Raw genomic sequence first — 26,884 nt, 5'->3', positions numbered from 1 at the left:
CCTGTAAATGTAAGCAATTTCCCATCTTGGATACAGGTATGTATTTGAATGGCAGGCTATCCAATCAGGCATGTTCCAAAATCAGGTAATCCAGACTTGGCTGATCATGTGCTGTGGCAGGCGACCTGGGAATGTGCTGTACTGGGCATGAAAGCATTTGCACTTTTTTGGTGCATTTTTGTTGAGATGCCATGTGAGCGACCGCTATCACCGTAACGGTGCAGAACTTCTGCACAAAGCCGGTGCATGGGAGGATGCTGCGGTGCTGCATTGGTGGGCCGGAAGGCGCCCCACCCAGCAGAAAAGACTGGCACGGTCCGTGCTTAACCCGGTTGTCACGAAATTTTTCAAACCGGAGGATCCCATGTCCCGTGCCAGCCTCAAGTCGCTCGCCATCGCCTGTGTCGCCATCGCTCCGCTCTGGGCCCACGCCCAGCTCACGGCCAATGTGTCTCTGACGACGAACTACAAGTTCCGCGGACAGGACCAGGACACGGGACGCAACAAGGCCGTCAAGCCTGCCCTGCAAGGCGGCTTCGACTACACCTTCGGCGACAGCGGCTGGTACATCGGCAACTGGAACTCCAGCGTGGACTGGCTGCCGGGCAACTCCCTGGAAACCGACTTCTACGGTGGCTACAAGTTCAAGGCCGGCGAGGTGGACCTGGACTTCGGGGCCCTGCAATACCTGTACTCGGGCAACTCCAGCGGCAACACCACCGAGCTGTATGGCGCGGCCACGTACGGCCCGTTCACGGCCAAGTATTCGCACACCGTATCCAAGGACTACTTCGGCTGGGCGGGCGAGAAAGCCGGCTCGGGCCTGTCGGGCCGCAATACCGGCTACCTGTGGCTGGGCTTCAGCAAGGAAGTCATGCCCAAGGTGACCGTGAAGGCCTCGCTGGGCTTTACGCGCTTTGCCAGCGACATCAAGGGCCTGGGCGTGCCCAACTATATGGACTACAGCGTGGGCGGTGCCTACGATTTCGGCGACGGCGTGTCGCTGGGCGCGGCCGTCACGGGTGCGAACAAGAAGTCTTACTTTGGTGACGTCAACAAGGCCCGTCTGATCGTGACGCTGACCAAGACCCTGTAACCGGACCTGAGGAGCTAAGCATCATGAAACTGGTGACCGCCATCATCAAGCCCTTCAAGCTGGACGAGGTGCGCGAGGCGCTCTCCGACATCGGCGTGCAGGGCATCACCGTGACCGAAGTCAAGGGCTTCGGCCGCCAAAAGGGCCATACCGAGCTGTACCGCGGCGCGGAATACGTGGTCGATTTCCTGCCCAAGCTGCGCCTGGAGGCCGCCGTGCCCGACGCGTTGGTGGACCAGGTGATCGATGCCATCGAGGCCGCTGCGCGCACCGGCAAGATCGGTGACGGCAAGATCTTCGTGCTGCCCATCGAGCAGGCCGTCCGCATCCGTACCGGCGAGACCGGCGACAGCGCACTGTGAGTTTCAACCCCACGTTTCCCGAAAGACTGCCATGACCAAACGACTTCTTTCCATGGGCCTGGGGCTGGGCCTGCTGGCCGCAGGCGCCGCTGCCCTGGCACAGGAGCCCGCCGCCGCTGCAGCCGTTGCCGATGCGGCCGCTGCGGCAGCCCCCGCCGCCGCGGCCGCAGCCGAGGCGCCGGCCCCCGCGCTCAGCGCCGGTGACACGGCCTGGATGCTGACCTCGACCATGCTGGTGATCCTGATGGTGATCCCGGGCCTGGCACTGTTCTACGGCGGCCTGGTGCGCACCAAGAACATGCTGTCCGTGCTGTGCCAGGTGTTCGTGATCTTCTCGCTGATCACGCTGCTGTGGGCCGTCTACGGCTACTCGCTGACCTTTGCGGGCGAAGGCAACTTCTTCGGCGGCTTCGGCAAGATCTTCCTCAAGGGCATTGCGCCCGACACGCTGGCCGGCGCACTGCCGACCATTCCCGAGTACGTGTTCGTGGCCTTCCAGTCCACGTTCGCCGCCATCACCGTGGCCCTGATCGTCGGCGCCTTCGCCGAGCGCATCAAGTTCTCTGCCGTGATCCTGTTCTCGGTGCTGTGGTTCACCTTCAGCTACATCCCCATGGCCCACATGGTCTGGGGCGGCGGCCTGCTGGGCAAGGACGGCGCGCTGGACTTCGCAGGCGGCACCGTGGTGCACATCAACGCCGGTATCGCCGGACTGGTGGGTTCCTACATGCTGGGCAAGCGCATCGGCTTCGGCCGTGAGGCCCTGCCTCCGCACAGCCTGACGCTGACCATGGTCGGTGCCTCGCTGCTGTGGGTGGGCTGGTTCGGCTTCAACGCCGGCTCGGCAGGTGCTGCCAACGGCATCGCCGGCCTGGCCTTCATCAACACCATCGTCGCCACGGGCGCCGCCACCATCTCCTGGCTGGCCGCTGAAGCCCTGCACAAGGGCAAGGCCTCGATGCTGGGTGCTGCCTCGGGCGCCGTGGGCGGCCTGGTGGTCATCACCCCGGCGGCCGGCCTCGTGGGCCCCATGGGCGCCATCGTCATGGGCCTGATCGCCGGTCCCGTCTGCCTGTGGGGTGTGTCCGGCCTCAAGAAGCTGCTCAAGGTCGATGACGTCTGCGACGTGTTCGGCGTGCACGGCGTGGGCGGCATCCTGGGTGCCATCCTGACCGGCGTGTTCTGCGCCTCCAGCCTGGGCGGCATCGAGCCGGCAAACTTCAACATGGGCCATCAAGTGTGGGTGCAGGTCAAGAGCGTGCTGCTGACCATCGTCTGGTCCGGTGTGGTGGCTGGCATCTCCTACAAGATCTGCGACTTGGTCGTCGGCCTGCGCGTCAGCGAAGAGTCCGAGCGCCAGGGCCTGGACATCACCACGCACGGCGAGGTGGCGTACTACCGCTGATCGGTTTACAGGGAGTTCATTGCGGATTGGCCTCGGTGCTTGCACCGGGGCCTTTTTTGCTTTGGAGCCGCTGCAGAGATGGCGTCTTTGCCTTTTCGTCCCTGCTGTTTTGCGCCGCCCGCAGAACTTCAAGCGCGCCGTTCAAAAAATTCACGGGTCCGCACCGAGGCGCAAAAGGGCCCAGCCGCTACCATGCAGGCCATGGATTCAGCCCAAAGCCAACTCATCCAGATCGCCGAGCGCGTGCGCGCCGCGGCGGCCGACGCCACGCCGCTGCGCATACGCGGCGGCGGCACCAAGGATTTCCACGGACTGGCCCTGCAGGGCGAACTGCTGGACACGCGGACGCTGGCCGGCGTGGTCAGCTACGAGCCCAGCGAGCTGGTGGTGACCGTGCGCGCCGGCACGCCGCTGGCCGAGGTCGAGGCCCTGCTGGCCGCACAGGGCCAGTGCCTGGCCTTCGAGCCTCCGCATTTCGAGGGAGCGGATGGCCGCGCCACCGTGGGCGGCATGGTGGCCTCCGGCCTGTCGGGCCCCTCACGCGCCAGCGTGGGCGCCGTGCGCGACTTCATGCTGGGGCTGGAGATGATCAACGGCCAGGGCGAGCTGCTGCGCTATGGCGGCCAAGTCATGAAGAACGTGGCGGGCTACGACGTCTCGCGGCTGATGGCGGGCTCCTGGGGCACGCTGGGCCTGATCACCGAGGTCAGCCTCAAGGTGCTGCCCGTGGCGCCTGCCGAGGCCACGCTGCGCTTCGAATGCACGCAGCAGCAGGCGCTGGACTGGCTCAATGCCTGGGGCGGACAGCCGCTGCCGCTCAATGCCAGCTGCTGGCTGCAGGAAGACAGCGCGGCCCAGGGCGTGCTGTACCTGCGCCTGCGCGGTGCGCGTGCCGCCGTGCAGGCGGCCTGCGGGCGCCTGGGGGGCGAGCGCATGCACAGCGCTGCGGCCGACTGGCAGGCCTGCCGGGAGCACCAGCTGCCCTGGTTCACCGCACGCGCACCGGGCCATGCGCTGTGGCGCCTGTCCGTGCCGCAGACGGCTCCGGCCCTGGCGCTGCCTGACGGCTGCAAGGGGCCCCTGATCGAATGGCACGGCGCATTGCGCTGGGTACAGGCGCCGCGTGCGCTGGGCCATGCGCTTCGCGCGCTGGCAAAAGCAGCGGGCGGATCGGCCACCTTGTTCCGCTCCGAGGCAACGGGGCAGCCCGGCGCCGAGCCCGATTTCGACGCCCAGGCGGCCGATGCCACGGCCGCGCTGCATGCGCGGCTCAAGCAGGCCTTCGATCCTGCGGGCATCTTCAACCGCGGCCGGCTGGCCGCCGCCTGGTAGGCCGGGCCAACGCCTGGCTCCGCCCATGCGCATGCGCCACCACCTGCACCTGCTCACGGACCGGCACCGCACGGTGGCCAGCAACCGCACGCTGGGCCTGCTGCTGGCCTTCAACGCGGGTGCGGTGAATGCGGGCGGCTTTTTGCTGGTGCACTCCTATACCTCGCACATGACGGGCTTTGTCTCGCTGCTGGCCGACAACCTCGTGCTGGGCAATACGGCGCTGGTGCTCAGTGCCTGCGGCGCGCTGCTGGCCTTTCTGTGCGGCGCGGCCGCGACGTCGCTGCTGGTCAACTGGGCGCGCCACCACCGGCTGCGCAGCAGCTATGCGCTGCCGCTGCTGCTGGAAGCCGCGCTGATGCTGCTCTTCGGCTTGCTGGGCGCGGCCATGCTGGCCTGGCCCACGCCGTTCGCCGTGCCGCTGGCCGTGCTGCTGCTGTCCTTCATCATGGGATTGCAGAACGCCACGGTGACCAAGATGTCGTCCTCGCAGATCCGCACCACACACATGACGGGCGTGATCACCGACCTGGGCATGGAGCTGGGTCGAGCCCTCTACTGGAACCGCCATGGCAGCCCGCCCGAGCACCGGGTCCACGCCAACCATGTGCGGCTGCGGCTGTTCGCAGGGCTGCTGTCCATGTTCCTGCTGGGCGGCATTGCGGGCGCGCTGGGTTTCAGGCACCTGGGCTTCGTCTTCGTCGTGCCGCTGGCCGTGGTGCTGTGCCTGCTGTCCCTGCCGCCGCTGTGGGCCGACCGTGCGCGGTTGCCCCTGCTGCTGGGCCGGCGAGCCGCGCCTCGCGCATGACCGCCGTGTCCGGCTGCCGTGCCTGACCGTTCCCCGATACCCATACAACAAGAGCCCCACCATGCAGACCCAACTCGCACCCCAGTACCGCGCCACGCCCGAGGGCCAGGAGGCCGAAGCCATTTTGCGCAAGTGCGTGCACTGCGGCTTTTGCACGGCCACCTGCCCGACCTACCAATTGCTGGGCGACGAGCTGGACGGGCCGCGTGGCCGCATCTACCTGATCAAGCAGGTGCTGGAGGGCGAGACCCCCACGCGCGCCACCCAGCAGCATCTGGACCGCTGCCTGACCTGCCGCAACTGCGAAAGCACCTGCCCCAGTGGCGTGCAGTACGGCCACCTGGTGGACATAGGCCGCAAGATCGTCGAGGAACAGGTGCCGCGCCCCTTCGGCGAGCGCGCCAGGCGCTGGGCGCTCAAGGAGGGGCTGAACTCGCCGCTGTTCGCCCCGGCCCTGAAGCTGGGACAGGCCGTGCGCGGCCTGCTGCCCGAAGTCCTGGCCGAGAAAGTGCCCCAGCCGCAGGATGCCGGCGCCTGGCCCGTGCGCGAGCATGTGCGCAAGGTGCTGCTGCTGGCCGGATGTGTGCAGCCGGCCATGATGCCGCGCATCAACTTCGCCACCGCGCGCGTGCTGGATGCGGCCGGCATACAGACCGTGATCGCGCCCAACGCCGGCTGCTGCGGTGCCGTGAAATTCCACCTCAACGACCAGGAAGGCGGCAAGGCGCAGATGCGCGCCAACATCGACGCCTGGTGGCCCCAGGTGGACAGCGGCGCGGTGGAGGCCATCGTCATGAACGCCTCGGGCTGCGGCGTCACCGTCAAGGAATACGGCCACCTGCTCAAGGACGATGCGCAGTACGCGGACAAGGCCGCGCGCATCAGCGCCCTCACGCGCGACCTGAGCGAGCTGCTGCCTGAGCTCCTGCCCGAGCTGGCCGAGCGCCTGCACGGCAGGGTGCGCGCACCGGCCGCGCCCATGGCCTACCACCCGCCCTGCACGCTGCAGCACGGGCAAAAGCTGCGCGGCGGCGTGGAAACCCATCTGGCCAGGCTGGGCTTCGAGCTGCGCGTGGCGCGCACCGAGTCGCACCTGTGCTGCGGCTCGGCGGGAACCTACTCGGTGCTGCAGCCCGAACTCTCGCACCAGTTGCGCGACCGCAAGATCGGCGCACTGACCGAAGGCTTCGATGCCCGGCGGCCTGCAGCCATCCTCTCGGCCAACATGGGCTGCATCGTCCATCTGCAAAACGGAACGGACGTGCCGGTGCGCCACTGGATCGAGGTGCTGGACGAGGCCCTGCTGGCCTGAGACCAGCCGCGTACCGAATGCGCATCTGTGCCTCCAGCGCGACGCCGTGGGGCCTATGCCCGCGCAAGCCTTTGCAATGCTGGCATGATGCGGGGTTTCGTTTTCTCCAAGCCCACGTGCTCCGCCATGACTGAATCCGTGTCTGAACCGCAAGAACAGAGCGCCGCGCTGCCGGCGGACGCCGCTGCCGGCACCGAGCCGCAGGCTGCAGCCAGCGCCGATGGCCAGGGCCGCAAGCGCTCGCGCCGCGGCGGACGTGGCCGCAACAAGGGCAAGGCCTCCGAGCCCGTCGCCGACGCCGCAACCGGCGCGGCCGGCAGTGCCGAGGCTCCCGCATCCAGGCCTGTGCGCACCCAGCACCCGCTGCTGGCGCAACTGGCCCAATGGCATCCGAACCTGTTCGGCGAGCAGCCCCTGCCGCTCAAGCGCGGCATCTTCGAGGACCTGCTGGCCGCCCATCCCGAAGCCATCGACCGCGACCAGCTCAAGCTGGCCCTGTCCCAGCACACACGCTCGAGCCGCTACCTCACCGTGGTGGCCAGCGGCCAGGCGCGCCATGACCTGCAGGGCCAATCGGTCGAGCCCATGGCGCCCGAGCATGTGCACCATGCGCTGATCGAAGTCTTCCGTCGCCGCCAGCACCGCTCGCCCGAGGACCTGGCGCCCAAGCTGCGCAACCGCATCATCGCCGCCTACGAGGCCTCGGGCCTGTCCCGCGACGACTATGCGGCGCGTGTGCAGGGCCGTGACGAGGCCACCAACGCCCTGGTGGCCGAGGCCTTGGCCGAAGCCGATGCGCGTTCTGCACGCGACGAAGCTCTGCTGCGCGCCTTCGAGGCCAGCGGCCAGACCACCGAAGCCGGCTTTGCCGACATGTACGGCATGAACCCGCGCCAGGTGGCGCAGCAGCTGGAACGCGCCCGCCGTCGCCTGCAGACGCAGGCGGCCTGAGGTACCAAGGACCGGCACCAAGGACCGACGCCAAAGACCGGTAGCACCGTCTGCCGGCACACTCCACCGCCGCGTGCCCGGCAAGGGCCGCGCCGGTGAACCCGCCCTGGATCACAGGCGGCATCTCTGCAGCGGACCCTCCGCCAGCACGCAGATGCCCACCAGGGGCGGGCCCGGGGATGAACTGTTTCACGGACGCCGCTGCACCCGGCCACGGGGCGGCGGCGCCTTGCCGTGCGCGCTCGTTCCCGTGGTCTGGCAAGGGCGCGCAAGGCACTTCAAAGCAAAAAAGCAAAAGGAGACTTGCGATGTGGCTGGGTTTGTCGTTGTTCTACGTGGGCGCCGTGCTGTGCCTGAATGGCCTGTGGATGCTGGGGCGCATTGCCGACCGGGAGATCTGGGTCATCAACGTGTTCGCGGGCCTGGTCTCGCTGATCATCGGCCTGGCCTCGGCCTTCGGGCCCGAGCCTGATGTGGCCTCTGTCAAGACCGGCGCGCTCACCCTGCTGTTCGCCTTCACCTACCTGTGGGTGGCCATCAACCGCTTCACGGGGGCCGATGGCCGGGGCCTGGGCTGGTTCAGCCTCTTCGTGGCGATCACGGCCGTGCCGGTGGCCATCGACACCCTGCTGGGCGCGCGCACCGCCATCGACTGGTGGATGGCGGCCAACTGGGCGGCCTGGGCCGTGCTGTGGGCCATGTTCTTCATGCTGCTGGCCCTGGGCCGCAACATCGGCCGCATGACGGGCACGCTGTGCATTGCGCAGGGCGTGCTCACGGGCTGGCTGCCGGGCTACCTGCTGCTGGCCGGGCAGCTCACGGGCTGATTGCGCAGCGTTGGTGCGGGCAGGGCGTCAAGCCCCACGCCGTCGTGCATGCGCCAGCGCAGACAGCAGCGCGGCCGCGATGATGCAGGCACCGCCCAGCAGCGTGCGCGGCGTCAGCACCTCGCCTGCAATCAGCACCGAGGAGACGCTGGCGAACACCACTTCGGCCAGCATGACCACGGCCGTCACGCCGGCCGGCAGGCGCGCGGCGCCGAACTGCAGCGCCCAGTTGCCCAGCATCAGCAGCACGGCCAGGCCGGCGGCGATCAGCATCCAGCCGGCCTGCGGAGCCGGCAGCGGCGGCACCAGGCCCACGCTGCTGCCTGCAAAGGCGCTGAACAGGCCCATCGCCATGCAGCCGCTGAACATGGCCAGCATGCGCGCCTGCGCCGGCACGGCCTGCAGGCGGCGCAGCAGCACGTTGGTCAGCGCGAAGGTGAAGCCGCCGAACAGTGCCAGGCCGTCGGCCAGCGACAGGCCGCGCAGCAGCCCGGGCGAGCCGCCGCTGAATGTGCCCTCGGGCACCAGCACCAGCGCCACCCCGCCGAAGGCCAGCAGCAGCCGCGTCAGCGCAGCGGGCGTGGGCCGCTCGCCCAGGAGCCTCCAGGCCAGCAGCACCGACCATGCGGGCATCAGATAGAACAGCAGCACCACGCGCACCACGTCGCCAATGGTCACGGCCCAGTTGAAGGCGATGTTGTTGCTGCCCGCGCAGGCGCCCAGCAGGATCAGGGCCGGGTACTGCAGCGCCTGGCGCAGGCTGGCCGGGCGCAGCGCCACCAGCCCCGCCAGCACCAGGGCATACATCAGCGCCGTGGCCCACAGCGGATGCAGGCCGGCCTCGTGCATGGCGCGGAACGGCCACCAGGCCAGGCCCCAGACCAGGGTGTTGAACAGCAGGGCGAGAACGGGCAGCGGGCTATGCATAAAACCACGAAAAAGTGCCCGGTCAGGCAAAGCCCGCACCGAACACAATACGAGAAGACCATTTAGACCAGGCCTATCAATCGATAGCGCCCTATGGAACTGGCGAGGCCCAAAGCGAGAGACACCGAGCCAGGGCCGCCCCGCCGCGAGGGTGTCGTCCCCCCTGGGGGAAGGCGCGAAGCGCCTCAGGGGGTAGTCTCAATGACAATCCTTGCGGGCAATCGCCAGCAGGCGCTCGACTTCCTCGGGATGCTGGCGCAGGTTGTTCCTGTGCCAGCGTCCGATCAGCCACATGATGCCGGCCACCACCAGGCCGAACACCGTGATGGCACCAAAGGCCGACAGCCCGAACTTGGTGGACAGCGCATAGAAGGCGCCCAGCGCCAAGATGCAGGCCTGCTCGTTGAAGTTCTGCACGGCAATCGAGCGGCCCGCGCCCATGAGGTTGTGGCCGCGGTGCTGCAGCAGCGCATTCATGGGCACGACCAGGAAGCCGCCCAGGCCGCCCAGCAGGATCAGGAAGGGAATGGCCACCCACACGCTGTGGATGAAGATCATGGCGATCACCAGCAGGCCCATGGTGATGCCCAGCGGAATGACGCGCGTGGCGTTGTCCAGCCGCATGCGCATGGATGCGAGGATGGCGCCTGCCGCCGTGCCGATGGCCACCACGCCCACCAGGGCCGATGCCTGGGAGGTGCCGTAGCCCAGGGCCGCCGCGCCCCAGGCCAGCACGATGTAGCGCAGATTGCCCGACACGCCCCAGAACAGCGTGGTCGTGGACAGCGAGATCTGGCCCAGCTTGTCCCCCCACAGCCGCTGGCTGCAGGTCCAGAAGTCGGGCAGCAGGGCCAGGGTGTTGGCCAGCAGGCTCTTGCTGGGGTCCTGGCGCAGCGGGCGCAGGATGGTGTCGGTCAGCGGAATGCGCAGGTTGAACCACGCGGCCAGCGCATAGACGCCGACCAGCACGGCAATCGCCGCCTCGGCCGCAGTGTCCACGCCCGTGTCCAGCAGCGGCAGGTCGAAGTCCAGCAGATGGGTCGAGATGCCCGGGCTCAGCAACTGCCCGCCCACGAGCACGCCCAGGATGATGGAGGTGATGGTCAGCCCCTCGATCCAGCCATTGGCCTTGACCAGCTGGGAGGCGGGCAGCAGCTCGGTGAGGATGCCGTACTTGGCGGGCGAGTAGGCCGCTGCGCCCAGGCCGACCACGGCGTAGGCGATCAGCGGATGGTTGCCGAACAGCATCATCAGGCAGCCCACGATCTTGATCGCATTGCTGATGAACATCACCCGCCCCTTGGGCAGGGCGTCGGCAAAGGCGCCGACGAAGGGGGCCAGGATCACGTAGAACAGCGCGAACATGGGCACCAGGGCGGCGCGCTGCCACTCGGGGGCGCCATTGGTGCGCAGCAGTTCCACGGCGGTCACAAACAGGGCGTTGTCTGCCAGCGAGCTGAAGAACTGCGCTGACATGATGGTGTAGAAACCGCGCTTCATGGATAGGCAGATGGGGTCAGCCGCAGGGCTGCTGACCGGTTAAATAAGGGCCCCGTGGCAAGTGACTGGCGGTTATATCACGCGGCCTTTGGCCGGCAGTGCCAGAATCCCAAGCTTCTGACTGAGTGAAAACCATGCCGCGTCCCATTCTTGCCACCATCCATTCCGCCGCGCTTCGCCACAATCTGGAGCGGGTGCGGCAAGCGGTCCCCGATGCCAAATTGTGGGCCGTGGTCAAAGCCAACGCCTATGGCCACGGTATCGAAAACGTGTTCGAGGCCCTGCGCGGCGCCGACGGCTTCGCCATGCTGGACCTGGCCGAGGCCGAGCGCGTGCGCCAGCTGGGCTGGCGCGGCCCCATCCTGCTGCTGGAGGGCGTGTTCGAGCCGCGCGACCTGGAGCTTTGCTCGCGCCTGTCCATCTGGCATGCCGTGCATTGCGACGCCCAGATCGACTGGCTGGCCGCGCACAAGACGCAGAACGGCCACCGCGTCTTCCTCAAGATGAACTCCGGCATGAACCGCCTGGGCTTCACGCCCGAGCGCTTTCGCGCGGCCTGGGCCCGGCTCAATGCCTTGCCCCAGGTGGAGGAAATCTCGTTCATGACCCACTTCAGCGATGCCGACGCAGGCGCTGGCCAGTCGGGCATCTCCGCGCAGCTGCAGCGCTTTCACGACGCCACGTGCGACCTGCCCGGCGAGCGCAGCGTGGGCAACAGTGCCGCCACGCTGCGCCATGGCGACGATGCCCAGGTGCGCTGCGACTGGGTGCGGCCCGGCATCGTGCTGTACGGCAGCTCGCCCGACTATCCGCAGCACACGGCGGCCCATTGGGGCCTGCAGCCCACGCAGACCCTGAGCTCGCGCATCATCGGCGTGCAGCAGCTGGCTGCGGGGCAGAGCGTGGGCTATGGATCGCGCTTCACGGCCGAAGCTCCCGTGCGCCTGGGCACCGTGGCCTGCGGCTATGCCGACGGCTATCCGCGCCACTGCGGCACCGGCACGCCCGTGCTGGTCGACGGCGTGCGCACCCGCACCCTGGGCCGCGTGAGCATGGACATGCTGGCCGTGGACCTGACGCCCGTGCCCGATGCCGGCATGGGCAGCGAAGTCACGCTGTGGGGCCGCGCCGGCAACGGCGCCGTGCTGCCCATCGACGAGGTGGCCGAGGCGGCCGGCACGCTGGGCTATGAACTCATGTGCGCCGTCGCGCCGCGCGTGAACAAGACCGTCGATTGATCAGGGCGCGGCCTGGACGCTGTCCCTGGCCCGCTCCAGCAGCGCCATCATCTGCTGTTGCGCGGCAGGCTCCCAATCCTTGAGCAGCCGCGCCGCCAGCGCCTGGCGCGACTGGCGCAGCCGGTCGAACAGGGCCTGGCCCTGGGGGCTGAGGCTCAGGCAGCGCACGCGGCGATCGCGGGCGTCCGGTTCGCGGTCCAGCCATCCCTGCTCCTGCAGCTGCGCCAGCATGCGCGCGAGCTGGGCCTTGTCCATGTGGCTGTGGTCGACCAGATCCCTTTGCGTGCGGCCCGGGTGCCGGCCCACGTACATCAGCACGCGCACCTCGTTGGGCGTCAGCCCGGGCTCCATGGACTCCATGTCCTCGCGCATGCGCGAGCGGAACAGGTGCAGCAGCTCGTGCATGGCCTCGAAGATATCGGCGGGCAGGGAGGCATTCATGGCAGGGTCTTGTGGAAATATGTTGACAAAGTCAACGGATGACAGAGAATTGGTGGACTAAATCAACATTCTAGGCCGTCACAGGCCGTTTCGCCAATGAACTTGCCCAATCCAGCCAACTCTGCCGTGGCGCCTGCCCCCGTCGTCCACCGTGTCCGCCATCCCTTCCGCGCCCGCCATGTGCAATTGCTCTCGCGCGAGCAGCCCAGCCCCGGCTTTGTGCGCCTGACCCTGGGCGGACCCGAACTGGAGGACTTCGTCAGCTCGGGCTTTGACGACCACGTCAAGCTCATCCTGCCGCAGGCCGGGCGCGAACTGCCCGCGCTTCCCGTGCTGCTCGATGGCCGCCCCACCTTCGTGGAGGACGAGCGCCCCACCTTGCGCGACTACACGCCGCTGCGCTACGACGCTGCGCGCCAGAACCTCATCATGGATTTCGCACTGCACGATGCCGGCCCCGCCACCGAATGGGCGCTGACCGCGCCCCTGGGCCAGTGGGTGGGCCTGGCCGGGCCGCGCGGCAGCCTGGTGATCTCGGCCAACCTGCCATGGCATTGGCTGTTCGGCGACGAGACCGCCATGCCCGCCATCGAGCGGCGCCTGGCCGAGCTGCCCGCCGGCAGCCGCGCCGTGGTGCGCGTGCAGCTGCGCAACCCTGCCGACCGCCGCCAGTGGAAGAGCACGGCCCAGCTGGACTGTGCCTGGGTCGAATCGCTGGCCGACGCCGTGCAGGCGCTGGAGCTTCCCCAGGACGACGACGGATATATCTGGGCGGCGGGCGAGCACAGCGCCATGGCCGAGCTGCGGCGCCTGCTGCTGGCCAAGGGCGCCGCGCCCAAGCGCATGCGCGTGGCCTCGTACTGGAAGCAGGGCCAGGCAGACCACCATGAAGACCTGAACGATCCCAGCTGACCTGCGTGGAGAAAAGCAAGAAAGGCACAGACGAAAAAAAGCCCACCGAAGTGGGCTTTTTTTCGTGGTGGTTGCGCGAGAAGGATTTGAACCTCCGACCTTTGGGTTATGAGCCCAACGAGCTACCAGACTGCTCCATCGCGCGGTAATTCCGCAGTAATTTCGTTTCACCGCATTTTGTGCAGCGAAGAAGGCAACTATAACCGATATCTCTTTGTCACGCAACTGCGTTAGACAACAGGCATGCGGGCGGGGCGGCAGCCACCGCTCGGTATAGTGCCCAACCCATGGCCAAAGACAAAACCACATTCATCTGCAATGCCTGCGGCGGCTCCAGCCCGCGCTGGCTGGGCAAGTGCCCGGCCTGCGGGGCCTGGAATTCGCTGATCGAGGCCGTTGCCGAGCCTGCGGGCGCGGGCAAGAACCGGCTCAGCCAGCCGCAGGGCTATGCGGGCCTGGCCAATGCCCAGGCCGTGATGCCGCTGTCGGCCATCGAGGCCCAGGACGTGGCGCGCACGCCCAGCGGCATCGAGGAGCTGGACCGCGTGCTGGGCGGCGGCATTGTCGAAGGCGGCGTGGTGCTGATTGGTGGCGACCCCGGCATCGGCAAGTCCACCCTGCTGCTGCAGGCCATGGATGCGCTGCACCGCGTGGGCTTGCCCACGCTGTATGTCACGGGCGAGGAAAGCGGTGCCCAGGTCGCGCTGCGCTCGCGCCGCCTGGGGCTGGAGGCCAGCCAGGTCAATGTGCTGGCCGAGATCCAGCTGGAGAAGATCCTCGCCACCATGGAGGCCACGCAGCCGGCCGTGGTCGTCATCGACTCCATTCAGACCGTGTACTCGGACCAGCTGTCCTCGGCGCCGGGCTCGGTGGCCCAGGTGCGCGAATGCGCGGCCCACCTCACGCGCGCGGCCAAGACCACGGGCATCACCGTGATCCTGGTCGGCCATGTGACCAAGGAAGGCGCCCTGGCCGGCCCGCGCGTGCTGGAGCACATGGTGGACACCGTGCTCTACTTCGAGGGCGACACGCACAGCAACTTCCGCCTCGTGCGCGCCATCAAGAACCGCTTTGGTGCCGTCAACGAGATCGGCGTCTTCGCCATGACGGAGAAGGGCCTCAAGGGCGTCACCAACCCCAGCGCCATCTTCCTGTCCCAGCACAGCGAGCCGGTGCCGGGCTCCTGCGTGCTGGTCACGCTGGAGGGCACGCGGCCCATGCTGGTGGAAATACAGGCCCTGGTCGACCAGGGCGGCCCCGCGCCCCGGCGCCTGTCCGTGGGCCTGGACCGGGACCGGCTGGCCATGCTGCTGGCCGTGCTCAGCCGCCATGCGGGCGTGGCCTGCGCGGACCAGGATGTCTTCGTCAACGCCGTGGGCGGCGTGCGCATCAGCGAGCCTGCGGCCGACCTGGCCGTGATGCTGTCCATCACCTCCAGCCTGCGCGGCCGCGCCCTGCCCAAGGGATTCCTGGCCTTTGGCGAAGTGGGCCTGGCCGGCGAAGTGCGCCCCGCGCCGCGCGGCCAGGAGCGCCTGAAGGAAGCCGCCAAGCTCGGCTTCACCATGGCCGTGGTGCCCAAGGCCAATGCGCCCAAGAAGGCCATCCCCGGCCTGACCGTGCATGCCGTGGAGCGCGTGGACGAAGCCATGAACATCGTCCGAGGGATGGGCTGAGGCACTGCCTTGCCGAGCGCATTGCGGGGGCATACGCACTGTCCGCAGCGGTCCTGCGGCGCCTCCATAAGACAATCGGCGCCATGAATTTGCGCAATATCCTGATTCCCCTGGGTCTGCTCGTACTGCTGGTGGCTGCGCACCAGTCCTATGGCTGGATGGGCGTGGTTGCCGTGGGCGGCGGCATCATGATGTGGCTGCTGCTGCATTTCACGCGGCTGATGTCCATCATGAAGAAGGCCTCGGACCGTCCCATGGGCTATGTGGGCAGCGCCGTGATGCTCAACGTCAAGCTCAAGCCCAAGGTCTCGCTGATGCACGTGGTGGCCATGACGCGCTCCCTGGGCGAGCGCCTGTCCGAAGACGGCCAGCATCCCGAGATCTACCGCTGGACCGACGGCACGCAATCCCATGTGACCTGCGAGTTCATGCATGGCCGGCTCGTGAAGTGGACCCTGGTGCGCCCCACGCCCGAACCCGAACCGCAACCCGAGACGGCGGCGGCCCCCGAGGCAGCCCCCGCGCCCTAAAATAGCGGGTTGGTGTTCTGTTCAATACCCCCAAGGATGTTTCTATGAGCCCCGTTGTTCCCTCGATGGCCGATCGTGACGGCAAGATCTGGATGGATGGACAGCTGGTGGACTGGCGCGATGCCAAGATCCACGTGCTGACCCACACGCTGCACTACGGCTGCGGCGCATTCGAGGGCGTTCGGGCCTACAAGACCGAACAGGGGCCGGCCATCTTCCGCCTGGAAGACCACACCAAGCGCCTGTTCAACAGCGCCAAGATCCTGCGCATGCAGATCCCGTTCACTCAGGAAGCGGTGAACCAGGCCCAGGTCGAGGTCGTGCGCGCCAACAAGCTGGAATCGTGCTACCTGCGCCCGCTGACCTGGATCGGCGACCGCAAGCTGGGCGTCTCGCCCAAGGGCAACACCATCCACCTGATGGTTGCGGCCTGGGCCTGGGGCGCCTACCTGGGCGAGGAAGGCATGCAGCGCGGCATCCGCGTGAAGATCTCCAGCTTCACGCGCCACCATGTGAACATCACCATGAGCCAGGCCAAGGCGGTGAGCAACTACACCAACTCCATCCTGGCCAACACCGAGGCACTGGACGACGGCTATGACGAGGCCATCCTGCTGGACGCCTCGGGCTTCGTCTCCGAAGGCTCGGGCGAGAACATCTTCGTCATCAAGGACGGCGTGGTCTACACGCCCGACCTGTCGGCCGGCGCGCTCAACGGCATCACGCGCAATACCGTGATGCACATCTGCAAGGACCTCGGCCTGGAGGTGGTGCAAAAGCGCATCACGCGCGACGAGCTGTACATCGCCGATGAAGTCTTCTTCACCGGCACGGCCGCCGAAGTCACGCCCATCCGCGAGGTGGACCGCATCGAGATCGGCGCGGGCAGCCGCGGCCCCCTCACCGAAAAGATCCAGCAGGCCTTCTTTGACATCGTCAACGGCCGCAACCCCAAGTACGCCCATTGGCTGACTCGGGTCTGAGAAAAATGACCCCCACGCTACCCTTGCTTTGCAAGGTCCACTGCCCCCCGAGGGGGTGCTTTTCATCTTGGGGCGGCCCGACGATGAAAATGACAGATACCCACGAAAGAGATAAGCAAGCATGACAACGAATGCCACCGTCGAACTGGCGGCCAAGGACCTCAACGCCCAGGGCGGCGTGTTCTGCCCCAGCCCCAAGGCCGACATGAAGCTGTGGAACAGCCATCCCAAGGTCTACCTGGACGTGGCCCACACCGGCGAGGCCAAGTGCCCCTACTGCGGCACGCTGTACCGCTTGAAGGCCGGCGAAGTCTTCGCAGGCGGGCATTGAGCAAAGCGGGCCTCGGCCCGCTTTGCGTGTCTCAGCGCGCCGAAAGCGCGCGGCTCCAGATGCTGTCTGGCGCAGCATCTCCGTGCAAGGCCAGCATGTCCGTGAAATGGCGCCGTTCCCCGCCGCGCAGCTTGACGATGGGCGCCGCCACCTGCGGCGCCTTCGCCAGGCACAGCTGGGGGTAGAGCAGGTACCACTTCCAGCGCAGGGCGCGGTGGTAGAAGAAGGCGGTGTCCTCGGCCTTGAACAGCGTGAGCCGGGCATCGGGCAGCCGGCGCATCACCTGCTGGGCCGTCACATGGATCAGAAGGTAATTTGGATCGGGGATGCCCTGCAGCACCTCGGCGGCGTCGGGCCGCGACTGCACGCGCTGCAGGTAGGCCGCAGGGCCCTCCACGATCAGCGCCTGGTGAAACTCCTTTTGCCATTCCGATACAAAGCGCGAGCCGGCCGGAGCGCAGAATGACCAGCTTTCGATCACGGGGTAGCGCCTGTCCCTGGTGAAGCCCTCAAGGTAGAAGCCGGTCAGCTCGGTGGCGCCTGCGCCGGCGCCCATCCAGTCCAGCGGCGCGGTCAGCAGCGTGGTGGCATCGAACCAGTAGCCGCCGTGGTGCGCCACCAGATACAGGCGCAGCCAGTCCGATTGCTTGGTGGGGTGGAGTTCGGCAAACGCCGCGGGAAGGTCGCCGCAGGCCACGTACTGGCCCAGGCTCTCTGGTGTCACGACGATGACCTGGTGATCCGGGCATTGCCGCCGCCAGCTGTCCACGCACTGCTGGACGAAAGGGTCCAGGCCGGACTGGTTCCAGTACGTCCAGATCGTCTTCGGGATGTCCGCTGCAAGACCATCGGCTGCCGGGGGCGATGGGGGCAGCTGCAAGGGCGCGGGCATGGTGTAATCTGCGCCGATTTTGGAAGGGGCTGCCCAGCGATGGAGCAGCCTGAATAAGACCGCAGGAATTTTTTTCATAGCGGATGGAAAGCGGAATGCCCGCATTTTGGGGCAGAAAGTCGCGGTCTTGATGAGATTTGACAAGTCGAAGCTGCCAGGGCTCCTCACGACCCTGGCCGCTGTTCTGGTGCCCGGACTGGCCTTGTGGCTGCGTTCGGGCTATTCCTATGGCGCGGGCCTCATGGCCCTGGGCGCCCTGTGTTTTCTGCCCCGCTGGGTCCGGTACAGGCAGTCGCCTGGCACCTGGCTGCTGGTGGCACTGTTCATGGGCATGGCGGTGATGTGGTACCACCTGTCCGTGCTGGACGGGGGCACCGGTCAGTTCGACCGCCCCGTGAAATTCATCCTGGGCGCGGTCAGCCTGCTGTTCGCCATGTGCTACCCGCCCACGGCGCGGATCTTCCTGTGGGGCATACCGCTGGGCAGCGCAGGCGCGGGCTTCATGGCCCTGTGGCAGGTCTGCGTGCTGGGCATGGAGCGGGCCACGGGCTACACCAATGCCATCCAGTGGGGCAACATGGCCTTGCTGCTGGGCTGCTTCTCCTGCATCTATGCCATGTCCTTCTGGCACCAGCGCTCCCTGCTGTGGCGCCTGCTGGTGCTGGCGGCCGCTGCAATGGGTGCGCTGGCTTCGCTGCTGTCGGGCTCGCGGGGGGGCTGGCTGGCGCTGCTGCCGATGTTCCTCATGCTGATGGTGCTGGTGCGCATGTACCGCCCGCAGTACTTCGGGCGCCTGTTGCTGGGCTGCGCTGCAATCGTGGTGGCGCTGGCCACCGTGATGGCCTTCATACCCCGCGTCAGCGAGCGCGTCGACGAGGTCTACCTGGATGTGAGCAACTACCTTCATGCCGGCAACTCCGACACCTCGCTGGGCACCCGGCTGGAGCAGTACCGGCTGGCCGTGCAGATGATCGGCGAGAAGCCCCTGCTGGGCTGGGGCATGCAGGGCTATGTGGACGAGATGCACCGGCGCGTGGACGCGGGTGACTATGGACGCTCCATCCGCGAATACAACTTCATCCACAACGACTTCCTGGACATCTGGGTCAAGCTCGGCGTGCCGGGCGTGCTGCTGCAGGCGGCACTGTTCATCTCGCTGCTGTGGCTGTTCTGGCCCTCGCGGCGGCGCATGGCGCTGTGGCCTGCGGACAGCACCCCCTGGCGCGAGGCCCTGCTGCTGCGTATCCTGGGCAGTCTGATGCCAGCCATGTACCTGGCGTTCGGCATGTCACAGCAATTTTTCGTGCACAACAGCGGCATCGTCTTCTTCGTCTTCCTCGTGGTGGCCCTGTGGTCATCGCTGCATGGCCTGGAAAGGGCCAGCGGAGCCGTGCGGTGACGGACCGCGCCACCACGGCCCGGCCCCGGGTGCTGCACTTCGTGACGGGCGGCTTCTCGGGTGCCACCCAGGTGGCGGTGGACCTGGTGTCGGCGCACCGCGCGTCGGGCCGCTTCGACGCCCGGCTGGTGCTGCGGCGCAAGCGCAATACCTCCGATGAACGCGTGCAGAAGCTGCGCGACGGCGGCATCGATGTCGACGTGGTCGCCGGCTGGTCCCATGCCGCCACCGTCTGGCAGCTGCGCCGCATCTGCCTGGACTTCCGGCCGGACATCGTCGTCGCCCATGGGTTCAGCGACCACCTGTGGGGCCGATTTGCCGCGCTGTGGGCCGGCGTGCCCTGCCTGGTGCATGTGGAACACAACTCGCGCGAGCGCTACACGCGCTGGCGGCTGGCGCAGGCCCTGTGGCTGACCGAGCGCACGGCCGCCATCGTCGGCTGCTCCGAAGGCGTGCGCCAGAGCCTGCAGGACCGTGGATTTCCTGCGGCCAAGCTCATGGCCATCAGCAACGGCATCCGGCCCGAGCCCTATCTGCAGGAGCCGCCCCCCTTGCTGCAGCGCCGCCCGGACATCGTCATGGCCGCGCGCTTTGCGCGGCAAAAGAACCATGCCACCTTGCTGCGCGCGCTGGCCGTGCTGCGCCAGCGCGGCCTCAAGCCCACGCTGACCCTGGCCGGCGGCGGCAAGGCGCGCGCCCAGCAGGCGGCGCAGCGGCTCAGCGCCGAACTGGGCCTGCAGGACCAGGTGCAATTCATCGGCATGTGCAACGACGTGCCCGGCCTGCTGCGCGCGCACCGCGTCTGCGTGCTGTCCACGCACTACGAGGGCATGCCCCTGTCCCTGCTGGAGGGCATGGCGGCGGGCTGCGTGGTGGTGGGCAGCCGCGTGGTGGGCGTGCAGGAAGTGGTGCGGCCCGGCGACAACGGCCTGCTGGCCGCACACGCCGACCCTGAATCGCTGGCCGACGCCCTGCAGCAGGCGCTGCAGGATGACGAGGCCGCCGTGCGCATGGCCGCCACCGCGCGGCAGGAAGCCCTGTCGCACTACAGCCTGCAGCGCATGACCGGCCAGTACGAAGACCTGTTCGCCCGCCTGCTGCAGGGGGAGCGTCCGTGACCTGGCTCAGCATCCTGGTGCCCGTCTACAACGTGCTGCCCTACCTGGAGGAATGCCTGCAGTCCGTCATGGACCAGGCCGATGCCGGCGTGCAGGTGCTGGTGCTGGACGACTGCTCCACCGATGGCTCCTGGGCCCTGATGCAGCAGCTGGACCAGCGCTGGCCCGGCCGCCTGCAGCTCATGCAGCATGAGCGCAACGCCGGCCTGAGCGCGGCGCGCAACACCATGATCGATGCGGCCACGGGCGACTACCTGTGGTTTTTGGACTCCGACGACAAGCTGCTGCCCGGCGCGATTGCCGGGCTGTCGGCCATCGTGAAACAACATGCGCCCGATGCCGTGCTCTGCGACTTCTCCGTCTGGCGCGAGGCCCCGCGCCTCAAGCACCGCCTGCGCGGCGAGGCGCACCGGCACAGCTTCCAGGGCCCCACGCTGCAGCGCTCGCAGGACCGGGGCGCCCTGCTGGCCGGCCTGCTGCGCACGGGCCAGCTGCATGCCTGGTCCAAGATCTCGCGCCGCAGCCTGTGGGATGCCGGCCTGCGCTTTCCTGCAGGCCGCTATTTCGAAGACATGATGACCATGCCGCAGATGGCGCTGCGCTGCAGCAGCTTCTACTACCACCCCCAGCCCTGGGTGGCCTACCGGCAGCGTGCCAACTCCATCCTTGCCTCCATGACGCCTGCCAAGGCGGCAGACCAGTCCGCCGCCCTGTGGCCGCTGGCGCAGGCCGTGCAAGCCCTGCAAGATGATGCGCTGCGCAACGACGGGCGCCTGCAGTTCGCCTGGGCGCACCAGGCTGCGCGCAACCTCATCGGCGCCCTGCGCTTTCTCGACCGGCAGCGGGACATGCCGCCCGCGCAGCGGCAGGCGCTGGCGCAGCAGTTCCTGGCGGACTTCGGCCGCATCTCCCCGCTGTCCCTGCCGGCCCTGCGCCAGGCCTATCTGCGGCGCGGCTGGTGGCTGCGCGCATGGAAGCTGCGCAGCTGGGAGCGCCGCGCGCAGCAGCTGGGAACACCGGGAGCCCCTGCATGAGCGGCCTGAAACTGAAAACCCGGGGCGAGCTGTGGCTGGCGGCCGGCATGCGCCGCTTCTACGCCACCTTCGCACGCCGCCTGGAGAAGGGCCCCGCGCCCGACTTCCGCAGCCATGACATCGGGCCTGCGGCGCCCGTGCCGGTCTCCACGCCCATTCCCCGCATCATCTGGGCCTACTGGAATGGCGACTCGGTGCCGCTGCTCATACAGCGCTGCTTTGACAACTGGGCCCGCCTGAACCCCGGCTACAGCCTGCGCATCCTCAACGACGCGCAACTGCCGCAATACGTGCCGCAACTGCCCGGCAACCTGCAGCAGCTGCCCGTGGCCAAGCGCTCGGACTGGCTGCGCCTGGAATTGCTGCACCGCCACGGCGGCATCTGGCTGGACGCCAGCACCATCCTCACCGAGCCGCTGGACTGGCTGCTGGAGCAGCAGCAGCGCAGCGGCGCCGATCTCGTCGCCTACTACCTGGAGCGCTACACCCGCGACCTGCAGGTGCCCGTGGTCGAGAACTGGCTCATGGCCGCGCCCCCGGGCAGCGCCTTCATCGCGGCCCTGCACAAGGAATACGTGGAGCAGGTCCTGCCGCAGACGGGCGAGGCCTATATCGCCCAGCTCCAGCAGGCCGGCGATTACGAACAACTGCGCCAGGGCATCGACATGCCCGCCTACCTGAGCATGCACCTGGCCATGCAGCGCGTGCTGCGCGCCGGCGGCAGCTACCGCCTGCGGCTGGCCAAGGCCGAGGACGGACCCTTCTTCCTGCACGTGCAGGGTAACTGGGGCCGCACCCCGCTCAAGATCCGCCTGATGTTCTCGCGCACCGAACTGGCGCCCGTGCCGCTGATCAAGCTGCGCGCGCCCGACCGCAAGAAGCTGGACTTCTACCTGGAGCGCGGCCTCTACGTGCCCGGCAGCATCGCCGACCGCTACCTGCGGGGCTGAGCGGCGAGCGCGGACTGGGCCATCAGCCCATTGCCGTCTCATGCAGGTAGTGCCACAGCACCCCTTGGCCCGCACGTTTGAGGATGACCACCGAGCGGCGCGAAGTCTCCACGCCGTCCAGGCGATGGGTTTCCAGGTAGCGCATGGCCAGGCCGGCCGTGTCCCGCCATACGGACTGCATGTCGCAGACGCATATCTCCAGCCCTGGCCGCTGGCCGGCCGCGCGCCGGAACATCTGTTCCACATCGTCCAGGCCGACGAGTCTGCCCGTGGTGGTCACCATGCTGAACTCCGGGCTGAACTGCGGCATCAGCGCCTGCAGCGCGGCCTGTGCGCCCGCTGGTTGGGTGAAGACGGTGTGGATCAGCTCGTGCACCTGGTGGATGCTGCGTTCGGCGATGCCGATGTCAATGTCACGGTCGATGGGCTTGTTGTCTTGCATGGTGGTCCTCGGGGGTGTGCAGCGATCGCAGTTGCAGCAGGGGCACAAGCCCTGCCAGCGACGCGATCAGAAACGTCATGTGATAGGCCCGGCCTGCGTCCAGGCGGGTGGCGAGCATGTTGAAAACCATCAGGAAGAACGCGGCGCCCACGCTGAAGGCCATCTGCCGGTTGATGTTCCAGATCACGCTGGCCTGCTGCGTCTGCCGGCCATCGAAGTCCAGCAGCGCCGTCGTCTGCGCGGTATTGGCACCCAGGCCGCCGCCCAGGCCCATCAGCCCGTAGGCGGCCGCCAGCAGCCAGGTGTCGGCAGGGGCCGCCACGGCGGCCAGCGCCGCAATGCCCAGGCTGTGCAGCACCATGCTGGCGATGAACAGGGGCCGTGCGCCCGCGCGGTTGTACAGCCGGCCGCCCACCAGCATGGACACCAGGGCGCCGCCTGCGTAGACCATCATGAATCGGCCTGTGGCCTGCGCGCTCAGGTGCAGCATGTCCTGCAGGTAGAAGATGTTGAGCAGGTTCACGCCCGTGAACACGCCGGGAATGGCGTGATAGACGGCCACCGACATGCGCAGGCGCGGGCTTTTGAGCAGTTGCAGTTCCACAATGGGGTGGGCCGTCTTGCGGGCATGGAGGGCATACAGCACCGTGAAGGCCAGGCCCGCCGCCATGCCCAGCCAGGCCAGCGCCAGGCCCTGGCCCGAGCCTTGGCCTGCGCCATAGAGCGACATGCCCAGCAGCCAGGCGGCCAGCGCGGCGCTGACCAGCACCAGGCCTTTGAGGTCGGGCCGCTGCCGGGCCGTGGCCGGTGCATCGCGCACCCACAGCCAGGCCAGGCCTGCGGCGGCCAGGGCCAGCGCAATATTGGAATGGAACACCCAGCGCCAGGAGCCGTGGTCCACGATCAGCCCGCCCAGCCAGGGCGAGAGGGCCGGTGCGATCAGCGCCACGGCCATGACCAGCGTGGAGACACGCGCGCGCTCCGGTCCCTGGAACCGGTTGAAGGCCAGGGCCTGGCCCACGGGAATCACCAGCCCGCCCGCCATGCCCTGGATGAAGCGCCAGCCCACCAGCTGGCCGAAGCTGCCCGCCTCGCCGCAGGCCCAGGCGGCCAGGGCGAAGGCCAGCATGGAGCCCGCCATCAGCCCGCGCGCGCCCCAGCGGTCGGCCAGCCAGGGGGCGAGGGGAATGGCCAGCGTCAGTCCCAGCATGTAGGCATTGGCCACCCAGGCCCCGGCCGAGATGCCCACATGGAATTCGGCCGCAATCGTGGGCAGCGCGACGGCGGGCATGAAGATGTTGATGCAGTCGACGAAAAAACCCATCAGGAAAACGGTGGCCAGGCGGTATCGGTATGTCATCTTGCGCTTTCAGGAGGGGCAAGACTAAAGAGCGCGGGCGGCCACGTCGATGGGGCTATGCTGGACTCTTTGTTTGACTGGATTGAACAATGACCCCCACAAGCCCGGCCATGCACACGCTGCTGCACCGCGCTCAGACCTTTCTGGCCGTGGTGGATTTCGGCTCGTACACCAGGGCGGCGGACTTCCTGGGCATCAGCAAGGCCATGGCCAGCCTGCACGTGAAATCGCTGGAAGAGGCGCTGTCGGTGGCCCTGCTGGTGCGCAACACCCGCAGCATCGCCCTGACGGAAACCGGGCGGGAGTTCTACGACGAGTTCAAGGGCATCGTCCGCGACGTGGGCAGCGCCTTCGACAACGCCATGCACAGCGGCAACCGCATCGCGGGCCGGCTGCGCATCAGCACCACCAGCGAATACGGGGAGAAGTACATTCTTCCGCTGATCCCGGCCTTCCTGGAGCGCTACCCGGGCATCTCTGTGGCCTATGACGTCAACTCTTCACTGAGCGACCTGGTGGCCGAAAAGCTGGACCTGGTCGTGCGCCTGGGCCACCTGGCGGACTCCAGCTTCAAAAGCCGCAGGCTGGCCGGCTACGACATCGTGCTGGTGGCCTCGGCCGCCTTCCTGCGCAGCCATCCCGTGCGCAGGCCCGAAGACCTGGCAGACCTGCCCTGGATTGCCAACAGCAACCTCGCCCATCCCACGGCCTGGACGCTGCGCACTGCCGGCGGCCAGGGCGTGGACGTGGTGGGCCGGGCGGCCCACCAATCCAACTCCTCCACCGCCATCCGCGCCCTGGCCCGGTCCTCGCTGGGTGTGGCGGTGCTGCCTGCGTGGTTTGTGCAGGACGACCTGGCCGGCGGCGTGCTGCAGCGCGTGCTGCCGGACCACGCCCTGCCGCCCCAGCCCATCAGCGTGGTCTTTCCCGACAGCAGCCACCTGCCGCGCAAGACCCGCGTGTTCATCGACTTCCTGTGCGAGCACCTGGGCCGGGATTGAGGGCTCGGCTGGCCGGCCGGCCCTGGCCCCGTTAAACTGCCCGCAAGCCGAAAGGCCCGGTGCGTAGAAACACCTTCCGTGAGGTTGCAGCCCCCACCTTAAAGCGGGGCTTTGTCATGCCTTATCTCGTCGGATTGGCGCATTTGCTTGCGCCTGTCCGCATGGTTTCGGGCGTGGTGGGGGCTATCCGCAAGGACGCCCGCACGGCTACGGACGTGTTTCTAACCACCACGCCCACCTGTTGTGCGTAGAAACTCAACCGGTGGTTTTCTGTGATCTCGTAGGAAAACAGACCATGACCCTCCCCATCCTTGCCAGCCCCAGCGCTGCGCTTGCCCCTTCCAGCCCTCTTCTCTATCAGGAGGGCTGACCCCATGACATCCCGCAAAAACACTGCCGGCGCGGCAGTGCAGGCGCAGCCTTTGCCCAAGCGGTCGCAAGCCGCAAGGCCTTCCGACTGGCCCAGCGCGTGGCAGGCCATGCATGTCTGTCTGGTCGTCATCGAGGGGCGGCTGGTCACCCTGGCCGAGGTCTGTGGCAAAAAGCCCGACCGCAAGGCCCGCCAGTTCGACGTGGAATGCGCGGTGGAGCTGGCGCTGGCGCACATACGCCGCATGCGCGCCGACCCGCCGGACAGCCACCAGGCGTTCGAGCAGCAGTGGCACCTGGCGTCCTGCGCCATCGAACTGGCCGATGGCGCCTACCGCTTCCCCCGCTCGCGCTACGGCCGCCTGCTCAAGCGCACCCGCTGGCATTTCGACCTGCTCAGGGATCTGGTGGAACGTGTGGAGTGGCAGCACCGGCGCGGCTGAGCCGCAGGCGGCAGCTCAGGCCAGCGGCAGCCGCAGCACGAAGCAGGCGCCCGGCTGGCCGTCGGCGCGGCCTTCGCAGTGCACGCTGCCGCCGTGGCGCTGGGCGATGGAGCGCACCAGGGCCAGGCCCAGGCCCACGCCGCCCGAGCGCTCGCTGGCGCCGGGCAGGCGGAAGAACTTCTCGAAGATGCGCTCGCGGTGGGCCGGCGCCACGCCGGGGCCATGGTCGCAGACGCGGATCTCGGCCATGGCGTCCTGGCGCGCAAGCTCCAGCGTGATGGCGCCCTGGCTGTAGCGGCGCGCGTTCTCCAGCAGGTTGCGCACGGCGCGGCGCAGCAGCTTGGAGATGCCGGGCACTTCCAGCGCGTCGGTGGACTGAAGATCCAGGTCGGCATCCACGCGCGCGCATTCCTCGGCGGCCAGGCCGATCAGGTCCACGGGCTCGATCGTGCCCACGTCGCCCTCATAGGTCTCCAGCCGGCTGGCCAGCAGGATCTCGTCCACCAGCTGGTCCAGCTCGCTGATGTTGCGCTGGATCTCGGCGCGCGCGCGGGCGCTGGCCGGGTCGTCGCCCATGAATTCCAGGCCCATGCGGATGCGCGTCAGCGGCGAGCGCAGCTCGTGCGATGCATTGGCCAGCAGCGATTTGTGCGAGGTCACCAGGGTCTCGATGCGCGCGGCGGCGGCGTTGAACTGGTGGGCTAGGTCGGCCACCTCGTCGCTGCCGTGCTCGGGCACGCGCACCGACAGGTCGCCCTCGCCAAAGCGCTTGACGCCGCGTTGCAGGTTCTCCAGCCGCTTGAGCAGGCGGCGGATGATGGGGAACACGCCCACGGCCACGGCCACGCCCACCAGGCCCAGCAGCCACAGAAAGCCGAAGGGCGGGCGCAGCCAGAAGGCGGCTGCGCCGTCGTGCGGCGGGCGGTCGCCGCGCGGCGGGCGCGGCGCCATGTGCAGCATGTAGGTCTGGCCGTCCGTGCCTTCGATCTCGAAGCGCAGGCCCTCCTCGGGCGGGCCGGGCAGGCGCCGCGCACGGCCCTGGGCGATCACGTTGCCCTGGCCGTCGCGCATGGCCACGTCGCGCGAGGGCGGCGAGCTGGCGCTTTGCACGTTCTGCGCGTTCTGCTCGGCCGCGATCTGCCAGGCCCAAGCCACCGTCAGCGTGAGCACGGCCACGCCGCCCACCACGGCCAGCCAGATGCGCAGGTACAGGCGCTGGGAGAAGAGGGACAGCAGCTTCATTCGCTT

General features: G+C 67.9%; 27 protein-coding genes and 1 tRNA gene. 20 read left to right on the top strand and 8 right to left on the bottom strand.

All coding sequences use genetic code 11. The features are described from left to right. Nucleotides 1-364 precede the first annotated feature (364 nt). The 8 genes from ACF8NF_RS12430 (at nucleotide 365) to ACF8NF_RS12395 (ending at nucleotide 8,093) form a co-directional block, all read left to right on the top strand. The gene (locus ACF8NF_RS12430) at nucleotides 365-1,096 is read left to right on the top strand and encodes a TorF family putative porin (protein WP_016448601.1); all 732 of its coding nucleotides are present in this window, start codon (nucleotides 365-367) and stop codon (nucleotides 1,094-1,096) included. A 23-nt stretch (nucleotides 1,097-1,119) separates the two neighbouring features. Next, nucleotides 1,120-1,458, top strand: a complete 339-nt coding sequence (locus tag ACF8NF_RS12425) for a P-II family nitrogen regulator (RefSeq protein ID WP_012202241.1) — start codon at nucleotides 1,120-1,122, stop codon at nucleotides 1,456-1,458. A 31-nt stretch (nucleotides 1,459-1,489) separates the two neighbouring features. Beyond that, the gene (gene amt, locus ACF8NF_RS12420) at nucleotides 1,490-2,863 is read left to right on the top strand and encodes an ammonium transporter (protein WP_026062912.1); all 1,374 of its coding nucleotides are present in this window, start codon (nucleotides 1,490-1,492) and stop codon (nucleotides 2,861-2,863) included. A gap of 192 nt (nucleotides 2,864-3,055) precedes the next feature. Next, nucleotides 3,056-4,195, top strand: a complete 1,140-nt coding sequence (gene glcE, locus ACF8NF_RS12415) for a glycolate oxidase subunit GlcE (RefSeq protein WP_392407574.1) — start codon at nucleotides 3,056-3,058, stop codon at nucleotides 4,193-4,195. A 25-nt stretch (nucleotides 4,196-4,220) separates the two neighbouring features. Continuing rightward, a complete protein-coding gene (locus tag ACF8NF_RS12410) occupies nucleotides 4,221-5,003 on the top strand; it encodes a YoaK family protein (protein WP_016448596.1) in 783 nt (260 codons plus the stop codon). A gap of 61 nt (nucleotides 5,004-5,064) precedes the next feature. Further along, nucleotides 5,065-6,315 (top strand): glycolate oxidase subunit GlcF, encoded by a 1,251-nt coding sequence (gene glcF, locus ACF8NF_RS12405; RefSeq protein ID WP_392450668.1) that lies wholly within the window; start codon nucleotides 5,065-5,067, stop codon nucleotides 6,313-6,315. 84 nt (nucleotides 6,316-6,399) lie between these two features. After that, nucleotides 6,400-7,266, top strand: coding sequence for a ProQ/FinO family protein (locus tag ACF8NF_RS12400; RefSeq protein ID WP_310044862.1), 867 nt, complete (start codon nucleotides 6,400-6,402; stop codon nucleotides 7,264-7,266). A gap of 308 nt (nucleotides 7,267-7,574) precedes the next feature. Continuing rightward, nucleotides 7,575-8,093 carry an AmiS/UreI family transporter gene (locus ACF8NF_RS12395; protein WP_392450667.1) on the top strand — a complete coding sequence of 173 codons (519 nt, stop codon included), beginning with the start codon at nucleotides 7,575-7,577 and terminating at the stop codon, nucleotides 8,091-8,093. Nucleotides 8,094-8,120: 27 nt separating this feature from the next. On the opposite strand, the gene ACF8NF_RS12390 is transcribed toward ACF8NF_RS12395, so the two are convergent. Next, nucleotides 8,121-9,020, bottom strand: coding sequence for a DMT family transporter (locus tag ACF8NF_RS12390; RefSeq protein WP_016448592.1), 900 nt, complete (start codon nucleotides 9,018-9,020; stop codon nucleotides 8,121-8,123). Between the two features lie 198 nt (nucleotides 9,021-9,218). Continuing rightward, nucleotides 9,219-10,520 (bottom strand): lysophospholipid transporter LplT, encoded by a 1,302-nt coding sequence (gene lplT / locus ACF8NF_RS12385; protein ID WP_016448591.1) that lies wholly within the window; start codon nucleotides 10,518-10,520, stop codon nucleotides 9,219-9,221. 134 nt (nucleotides 10,521-10,654) lie between these two features. Between lplT and alr the strand changes: the two genes are divergently transcribed. Beyond that, nucleotides 10,655-11,758, top strand: coding sequence for an alanine racemase (gene alr / locus ACF8NF_RS12380; protein ID WP_016448590.1), 1,104 nt, complete (start codon nucleotides 10,655-10,657; stop codon nucleotides 11,756-11,758). Here the strand turns inward: alr and ACF8NF_RS12375 are convergent, their stop codons facing one another. Further along, nucleotides 11,759-12,199: a MarR family winged helix-turn-helix transcriptional regulator gene (locus tag ACF8NF_RS12375; protein WP_016448589.1), complete on the bottom strand. Its 441-nt coding sequence runs from the start codon at nucleotides 12,197-12,199 to the stop codon at nucleotides 11,759-11,761. It abuts the gene before it with no gap. 96 nt (nucleotides 12,200-12,295) lie between these two features. On the opposite strand from ACF8NF_RS12375, the gene ACF8NF_RS12370 reads away from it, so the two are divergent. Next, a complete protein-coding gene (locus ACF8NF_RS12370; RefSeq protein WP_016448588.1) occupies nucleotides 12,296-13,111 on the top strand; it encodes a siderophore-interacting protein in 816 nt (271 codons plus the stop codon). A gap of 68 nt (nucleotides 13,112-13,179) precedes the next feature. Here ACF8NF_RS12370 and ACF8NF_RS12365 read toward each other — a convergent pair. Beyond that, nucleotides 13,180-13,256, bottom strand: a tRNA-Met gene (locus tag ACF8NF_RS12365). Between the two features lie 142 nt (nucleotides 13,257-13,398). Here ACF8NF_RS12365 and radA point away from each other — a divergent pair. The 4 genes from radA (at nucleotide 13,399) to ACF8NF_RS12345 (ending at nucleotide 16,628) form a co-directional block, all read left to right on the top strand. Next, nucleotides 13,399-14,784, top strand: a complete 1,386-nt coding sequence (gene radA / locus ACF8NF_RS12360) for a DNA repair protein RadA (protein WP_016448587.1) — start codon at nucleotides 13,399-13,401, stop codon at nucleotides 14,782-14,784. 83 nt (nucleotides 14,785-14,867) lie between these two features. Next, a complete protein-coding gene (locus tag ACF8NF_RS12355) occupies nucleotides 14,868-15,314 on the top strand; it encodes a hypothetical protein (RefSeq protein ID WP_046239701.1) in 447 nt (148 codons plus the stop codon). Between the two features lie 44 nt (nucleotides 15,315-15,358). After that, nucleotides 15,359-16,297 (top strand): branched-chain amino acid transaminase, encoded by a 939-nt coding sequence (locus ACF8NF_RS12350; RefSeq protein ID WP_016453623.1) that lies wholly within the window; start codon nucleotides 15,359-15,361, stop codon nucleotides 16,295-16,297. 121 nt (nucleotides 16,298-16,418) lie between these two features. Then, on the top strand, nucleotides 16,419-16,628 hold the full coding sequence (locus ACF8NF_RS12345) for a zinc-finger domain-containing protein (protein ID WP_012202256.1): 210 nt from the start codon (nucleotides 16,419-16,421) through the stop codon (nucleotides 16,626-16,628). A 31-nt stretch (nucleotides 16,629-16,659) separates the two neighbouring features. On the opposite strand, the gene ACF8NF_RS12340 is transcribed toward ACF8NF_RS12345, so the two are convergent. After that, nucleotides 16,660-17,520, bottom strand: coding sequence for a capsular polysaccharide synthesis protein (locus ACF8NF_RS12340; protein ID WP_392450665.1), 861 nt, complete (start codon nucleotides 17,518-17,520; stop codon nucleotides 16,660-16,662). A 130-nt stretch (nucleotides 17,521-17,650) separates the two neighbouring features. Here ACF8NF_RS12340 and ACF8NF_RS12335 point away from each other — a divergent pair, with 130 nt between their 5' ends. The 4 genes from ACF8NF_RS12335 to ACF8NF_RS12320 are packed head-to-tail and all read left to right on the top strand — an operon-like array spanning nucleotide 17,651 to nucleotide 22,021. Next, complete coding sequence (locus tag ACF8NF_RS12335) at nucleotides 17,651-18,919, top strand: O-antigen ligase (protein ID WP_047468084.1); 1,269 nt, start codon at nucleotides 17,651-17,653, stop codon at nucleotides 18,917-18,919. Next, nucleotides 18,916-20,037, top strand: a complete 1,122-nt coding sequence (locus ACF8NF_RS12330) for a glycosyltransferase (RefSeq protein WP_392450664.1) — start codon at nucleotides 18,916-18,918, stop codon at nucleotides 20,035-20,037. Before ACF8NF_RS12335 ends, ACF8NF_RS12330 begins: the two co-directional genes overlap by 4 nt. Then, nucleotides 20,034-21,071 carry a glycosyltransferase family 2 protein gene (locus ACF8NF_RS12325; protein ID WP_392442948.1) on the top strand — a complete coding sequence of 346 codons (1,038 nt, stop codon included), beginning with the start codon at nucleotides 20,034-20,036 and terminating at the stop codon, nucleotides 21,069-21,071. Before ACF8NF_RS12330 ends, ACF8NF_RS12325 begins: the two co-directional genes overlap by 4 nt. Then, entirely contained in the window at nucleotides 21,068-22,021 is a 954-nt protein-coding gene (locus tag ACF8NF_RS12320) for a glycosyltransferase family 32 protein (protein ID WP_392450663.1), read from the top strand. The genes ACF8NF_RS12325 and ACF8NF_RS12320 overlap by 4 nt, the downstream gene beginning before the upstream one ends. Before the next feature lie 22 nt (nucleotides 22,022-22,043). Here ACF8NF_RS12320 and ACF8NF_RS12315 read toward each other — a convergent pair whose 3' ends face one another. Continuing rightward, a complete protein-coding gene (locus ACF8NF_RS12315) occupies nucleotides 22,044-22,463 on the bottom strand; it encodes a DUF4440 domain-containing protein (RefSeq protein WP_392450661.1) in 420 nt (139 codons plus the stop codon). Continuing rightward, complete coding sequence (locus ACF8NF_RS12310; RefSeq protein WP_392450660.1) at nucleotides 22,435-23,823, bottom strand: MFS transporter; 1,389 nt, start codon at nucleotides 23,821-23,823, stop codon at nucleotides 22,435-22,437. Before ACF8NF_RS12310 ends, ACF8NF_RS12315 begins: the two co-directional genes overlap by 29 nt. Nucleotides 23,824-23,912: 89 nt before the next feature. Between ACF8NF_RS12310 and ACF8NF_RS12305 the strand changes: the two genes are divergently transcribed. Together ACF8NF_RS12305 and ACF8NF_RS12300 are read left to right on the top strand one after the other, a co-directional pair. Further along, the gene (locus ACF8NF_RS12305) at nucleotides 23,913-24,824 is read left to right on the top strand and encodes a LysR family transcriptional regulator (protein ID WP_279493965.1); all 912 of its coding nucleotides are present in this window, start codon (nucleotides 23,913-23,915) and stop codon (nucleotides 24,822-24,824) included. A 374-nt stretch (nucleotides 24,825-25,198) separates the two neighbouring features. Further along, nucleotides 25,199-25,636, top strand: a complete 438-nt coding sequence (locus tag ACF8NF_RS12300) for a hypothetical protein (RefSeq protein ID WP_012202265.1) — start codon at nucleotides 25,199-25,201, stop codon at nucleotides 25,634-25,636. Between the two features lie 15 nt (nucleotides 25,637-25,651). Here the strand turns inward: ACF8NF_RS12300 and ACF8NF_RS12295 are convergent, their stop codons facing one another. Beyond that, a complete protein-coding gene (locus tag ACF8NF_RS12295; RefSeq protein WP_016448576.1) occupies nucleotides 25,652-26,878 on the bottom strand; it encodes an ATP-binding protein in 1,227 nt (408 codons plus the stop codon). Nucleotides 26,879-26,884: the final 6 nt, after the last annotated feature.

Source organism: Delftia sp. WSY_22 (assembly GCF_043104185.1).
GTDB lineage: Bacteria > Pseudomonadota > Gammaproteobacteria > Burkholderiales > Burkholderiaceae_C > Comamonas > Comamonas tsuruhatensis.
This window is presented reverse-complemented; position numbering and strand designations above follow the sequence as displayed.

What these genes read in the sequence shown, in the direction of transcription:
- amt (WP_026062912.1), top strand. Translation starts at nt 1,490, where the DNA reads ATGACCAAACGACTTCTTTCCATGGGCCTGGGGCTGGGCCTGCTGGCC.
- ACF8NF_RS12340 (WP_392450665.1), bottom strand. Translation starts at nt 17,520, where the DNA reads ATGCCCGCGCCCTTGCAGCTGCCCCCATCGCCCCCGGCAGCCGATGGT.
- ACF8NF_RS12370 (WP_016448588.1), top strand. Translation starts at nt 12,296, where the DNA reads ATGAACTTGCCCAATCCAGCCAACTCTGCCGTGGCGCCTGCCCCCGTC.
- ACF8NF_RS12390 (WP_016448592.1), bottom strand. Translation starts at nt 9,020, where the DNA reads ATGCATAGCCCGCTGCCCGTTCTCGCCCTGCTGTTCAACACCCTGGTC.
- glcE (WP_392407574.1), top strand. Translation starts at nt 3,056, where the DNA reads ATGCAGGCCATGGATTCAGCCCAAAGCCAACTCATCCAGATCGCCGAG.
- ACF8NF_RS12305 (WP_279493965.1), top strand. Translation starts at nt 23,913, where the DNA reads ATGACCCCCACAAGCCCGGCCATGCACACGCTGCTGCACCGCGCTCAG.
- ACF8NF_RS12375 (WP_016448589.1), bottom strand. Translation starts at nt 12,199, where the DNA reads ATGAATGCCTCCCTGCCCGCCGATATCTTCGAGGCCATGCACGAGCTG.
- ACF8NF_RS12430 (WP_016448601.1), top strand. Translation starts at nt 365, where the DNA reads ATGTCCCGTGCCAGCCTCAAGTCGCTCGCCATCGCCTGTGTCGCCATC.
- ACF8NF_RS12300 (WP_012202265.1), top strand. Translation starts at nt 25,199, where the DNA reads ATGACATCCCGCAAAAACACTGCCGGCGCGGCAGTGCAGGCGCAGCCT.
- ACF8NF_RS12350 (WP_016453623.1), top strand. Translation starts at nt 15,359, where the DNA reads ATGAGCCCCGTTGTTCCCTCGATGGCCGATCGTGACGGCAAGATCTGG.
- ACF8NF_RS12395 (WP_392450667.1), top strand. Translation starts at nt 7,575, where the DNA reads ATGTGGCTGGGTTTGTCGTTGTTCTACGTGGGCGCCGTGCTGTGCCTG.
- ACF8NF_RS12310 (WP_392450660.1), bottom strand. Translation starts at nt 23,823, where the DNA reads ATGACATACCGATACCGCCTGGCCACCGTTTTCCTGATGGGTTTTTTC.
- ACF8NF_RS12345 (WP_012202256.1), top strand. Translation starts at nt 16,419, where the DNA reads ATGACAACGAATGCCACCGTCGAACTGGCGGCCAAGGACCTCAACGCC.
- ACF8NF_RS12315 (WP_392450661.1), bottom strand. Translation starts at nt 22,463, where the DNA reads ATGCAAGACAACAAGCCCATCGACCGTGACATTGACATCGGCATCGCC.
- ACF8NF_RS12355 (WP_046239701.1), top strand. Translation starts at nt 14,868, where the DNA reads ATGAATTTGCGCAATATCCTGATTCCCCTGGGTCTGCTCGTACTGCTG.
- ACF8NF_RS12295 (WP_016448576.1), bottom strand. Translation starts at nt 26,878, where the DNA reads ATGAAGCTGCTGTCCCTCTTCTCCCAGCGCCTGTACCTGCGCATCTGG.
- ACF8NF_RS12400 (WP_310044862.1), top strand. Translation starts at nt 6,400, where the DNA reads ATGATGCGGGGTTTCGTTTTCTCCAAGCCCACGTGCTCCGCCATGACT.
- lplT (WP_016448591.1), bottom strand. Translation starts at nt 10,520, where the DNA reads ATGAAGCGCGGTTTCTACACCATCATGTCAGCGCAGTTCTTCAGCTCG.
- glcF (WP_392450668.1), top strand. Translation starts at nt 5,065, where the DNA reads ATGCAGACCCAACTCGCACCCCAGTACCGCGCCACGCCCGAGGGCCAG.
- ACF8NF_RS12410 (WP_016448596.1), top strand. Translation starts at nt 4,221, where the DNA reads ATGCGCATGCGCCACCACCTGCACCTGCTCACGGACCGGCACCGCACG.
- radA (WP_016448587.1), top strand. Translation starts at nt 13,399, where the DNA reads ATGGCCAAAGACAAAACCACATTCATCTGCAATGCCTGCGGCGGCTCC.
- ACF8NF_RS12320 (WP_392450663.1), top strand. Translation starts at nt 21,068, where the DNA reads ATGAGCGGCCTGAAACTGAAAACCCGGGGCGAGCTGTGGCTGGCGGCC.
- alr (WP_016448590.1), top strand. Translation starts at nt 10,655, where the DNA reads ATGCCGCGTCCCATTCTTGCCACCATCCATTCCGCCGCGCTTCGCCAC.
- ACF8NF_RS12425 (WP_012202241.1), top strand. Translation starts at nt 1,120, where the DNA reads ATGAAACTGGTGACCGCCATCATCAAGCCCTTCAAGCTGGACGAGGTG.
- ACF8NF_RS12335 (WP_047468084.1), top strand. Translation starts at nt 17,651, where the DNA reads ATGAGATTTGACAAGTCGAAGCTGCCAGGGCTCCTCACGACCCTGGCC.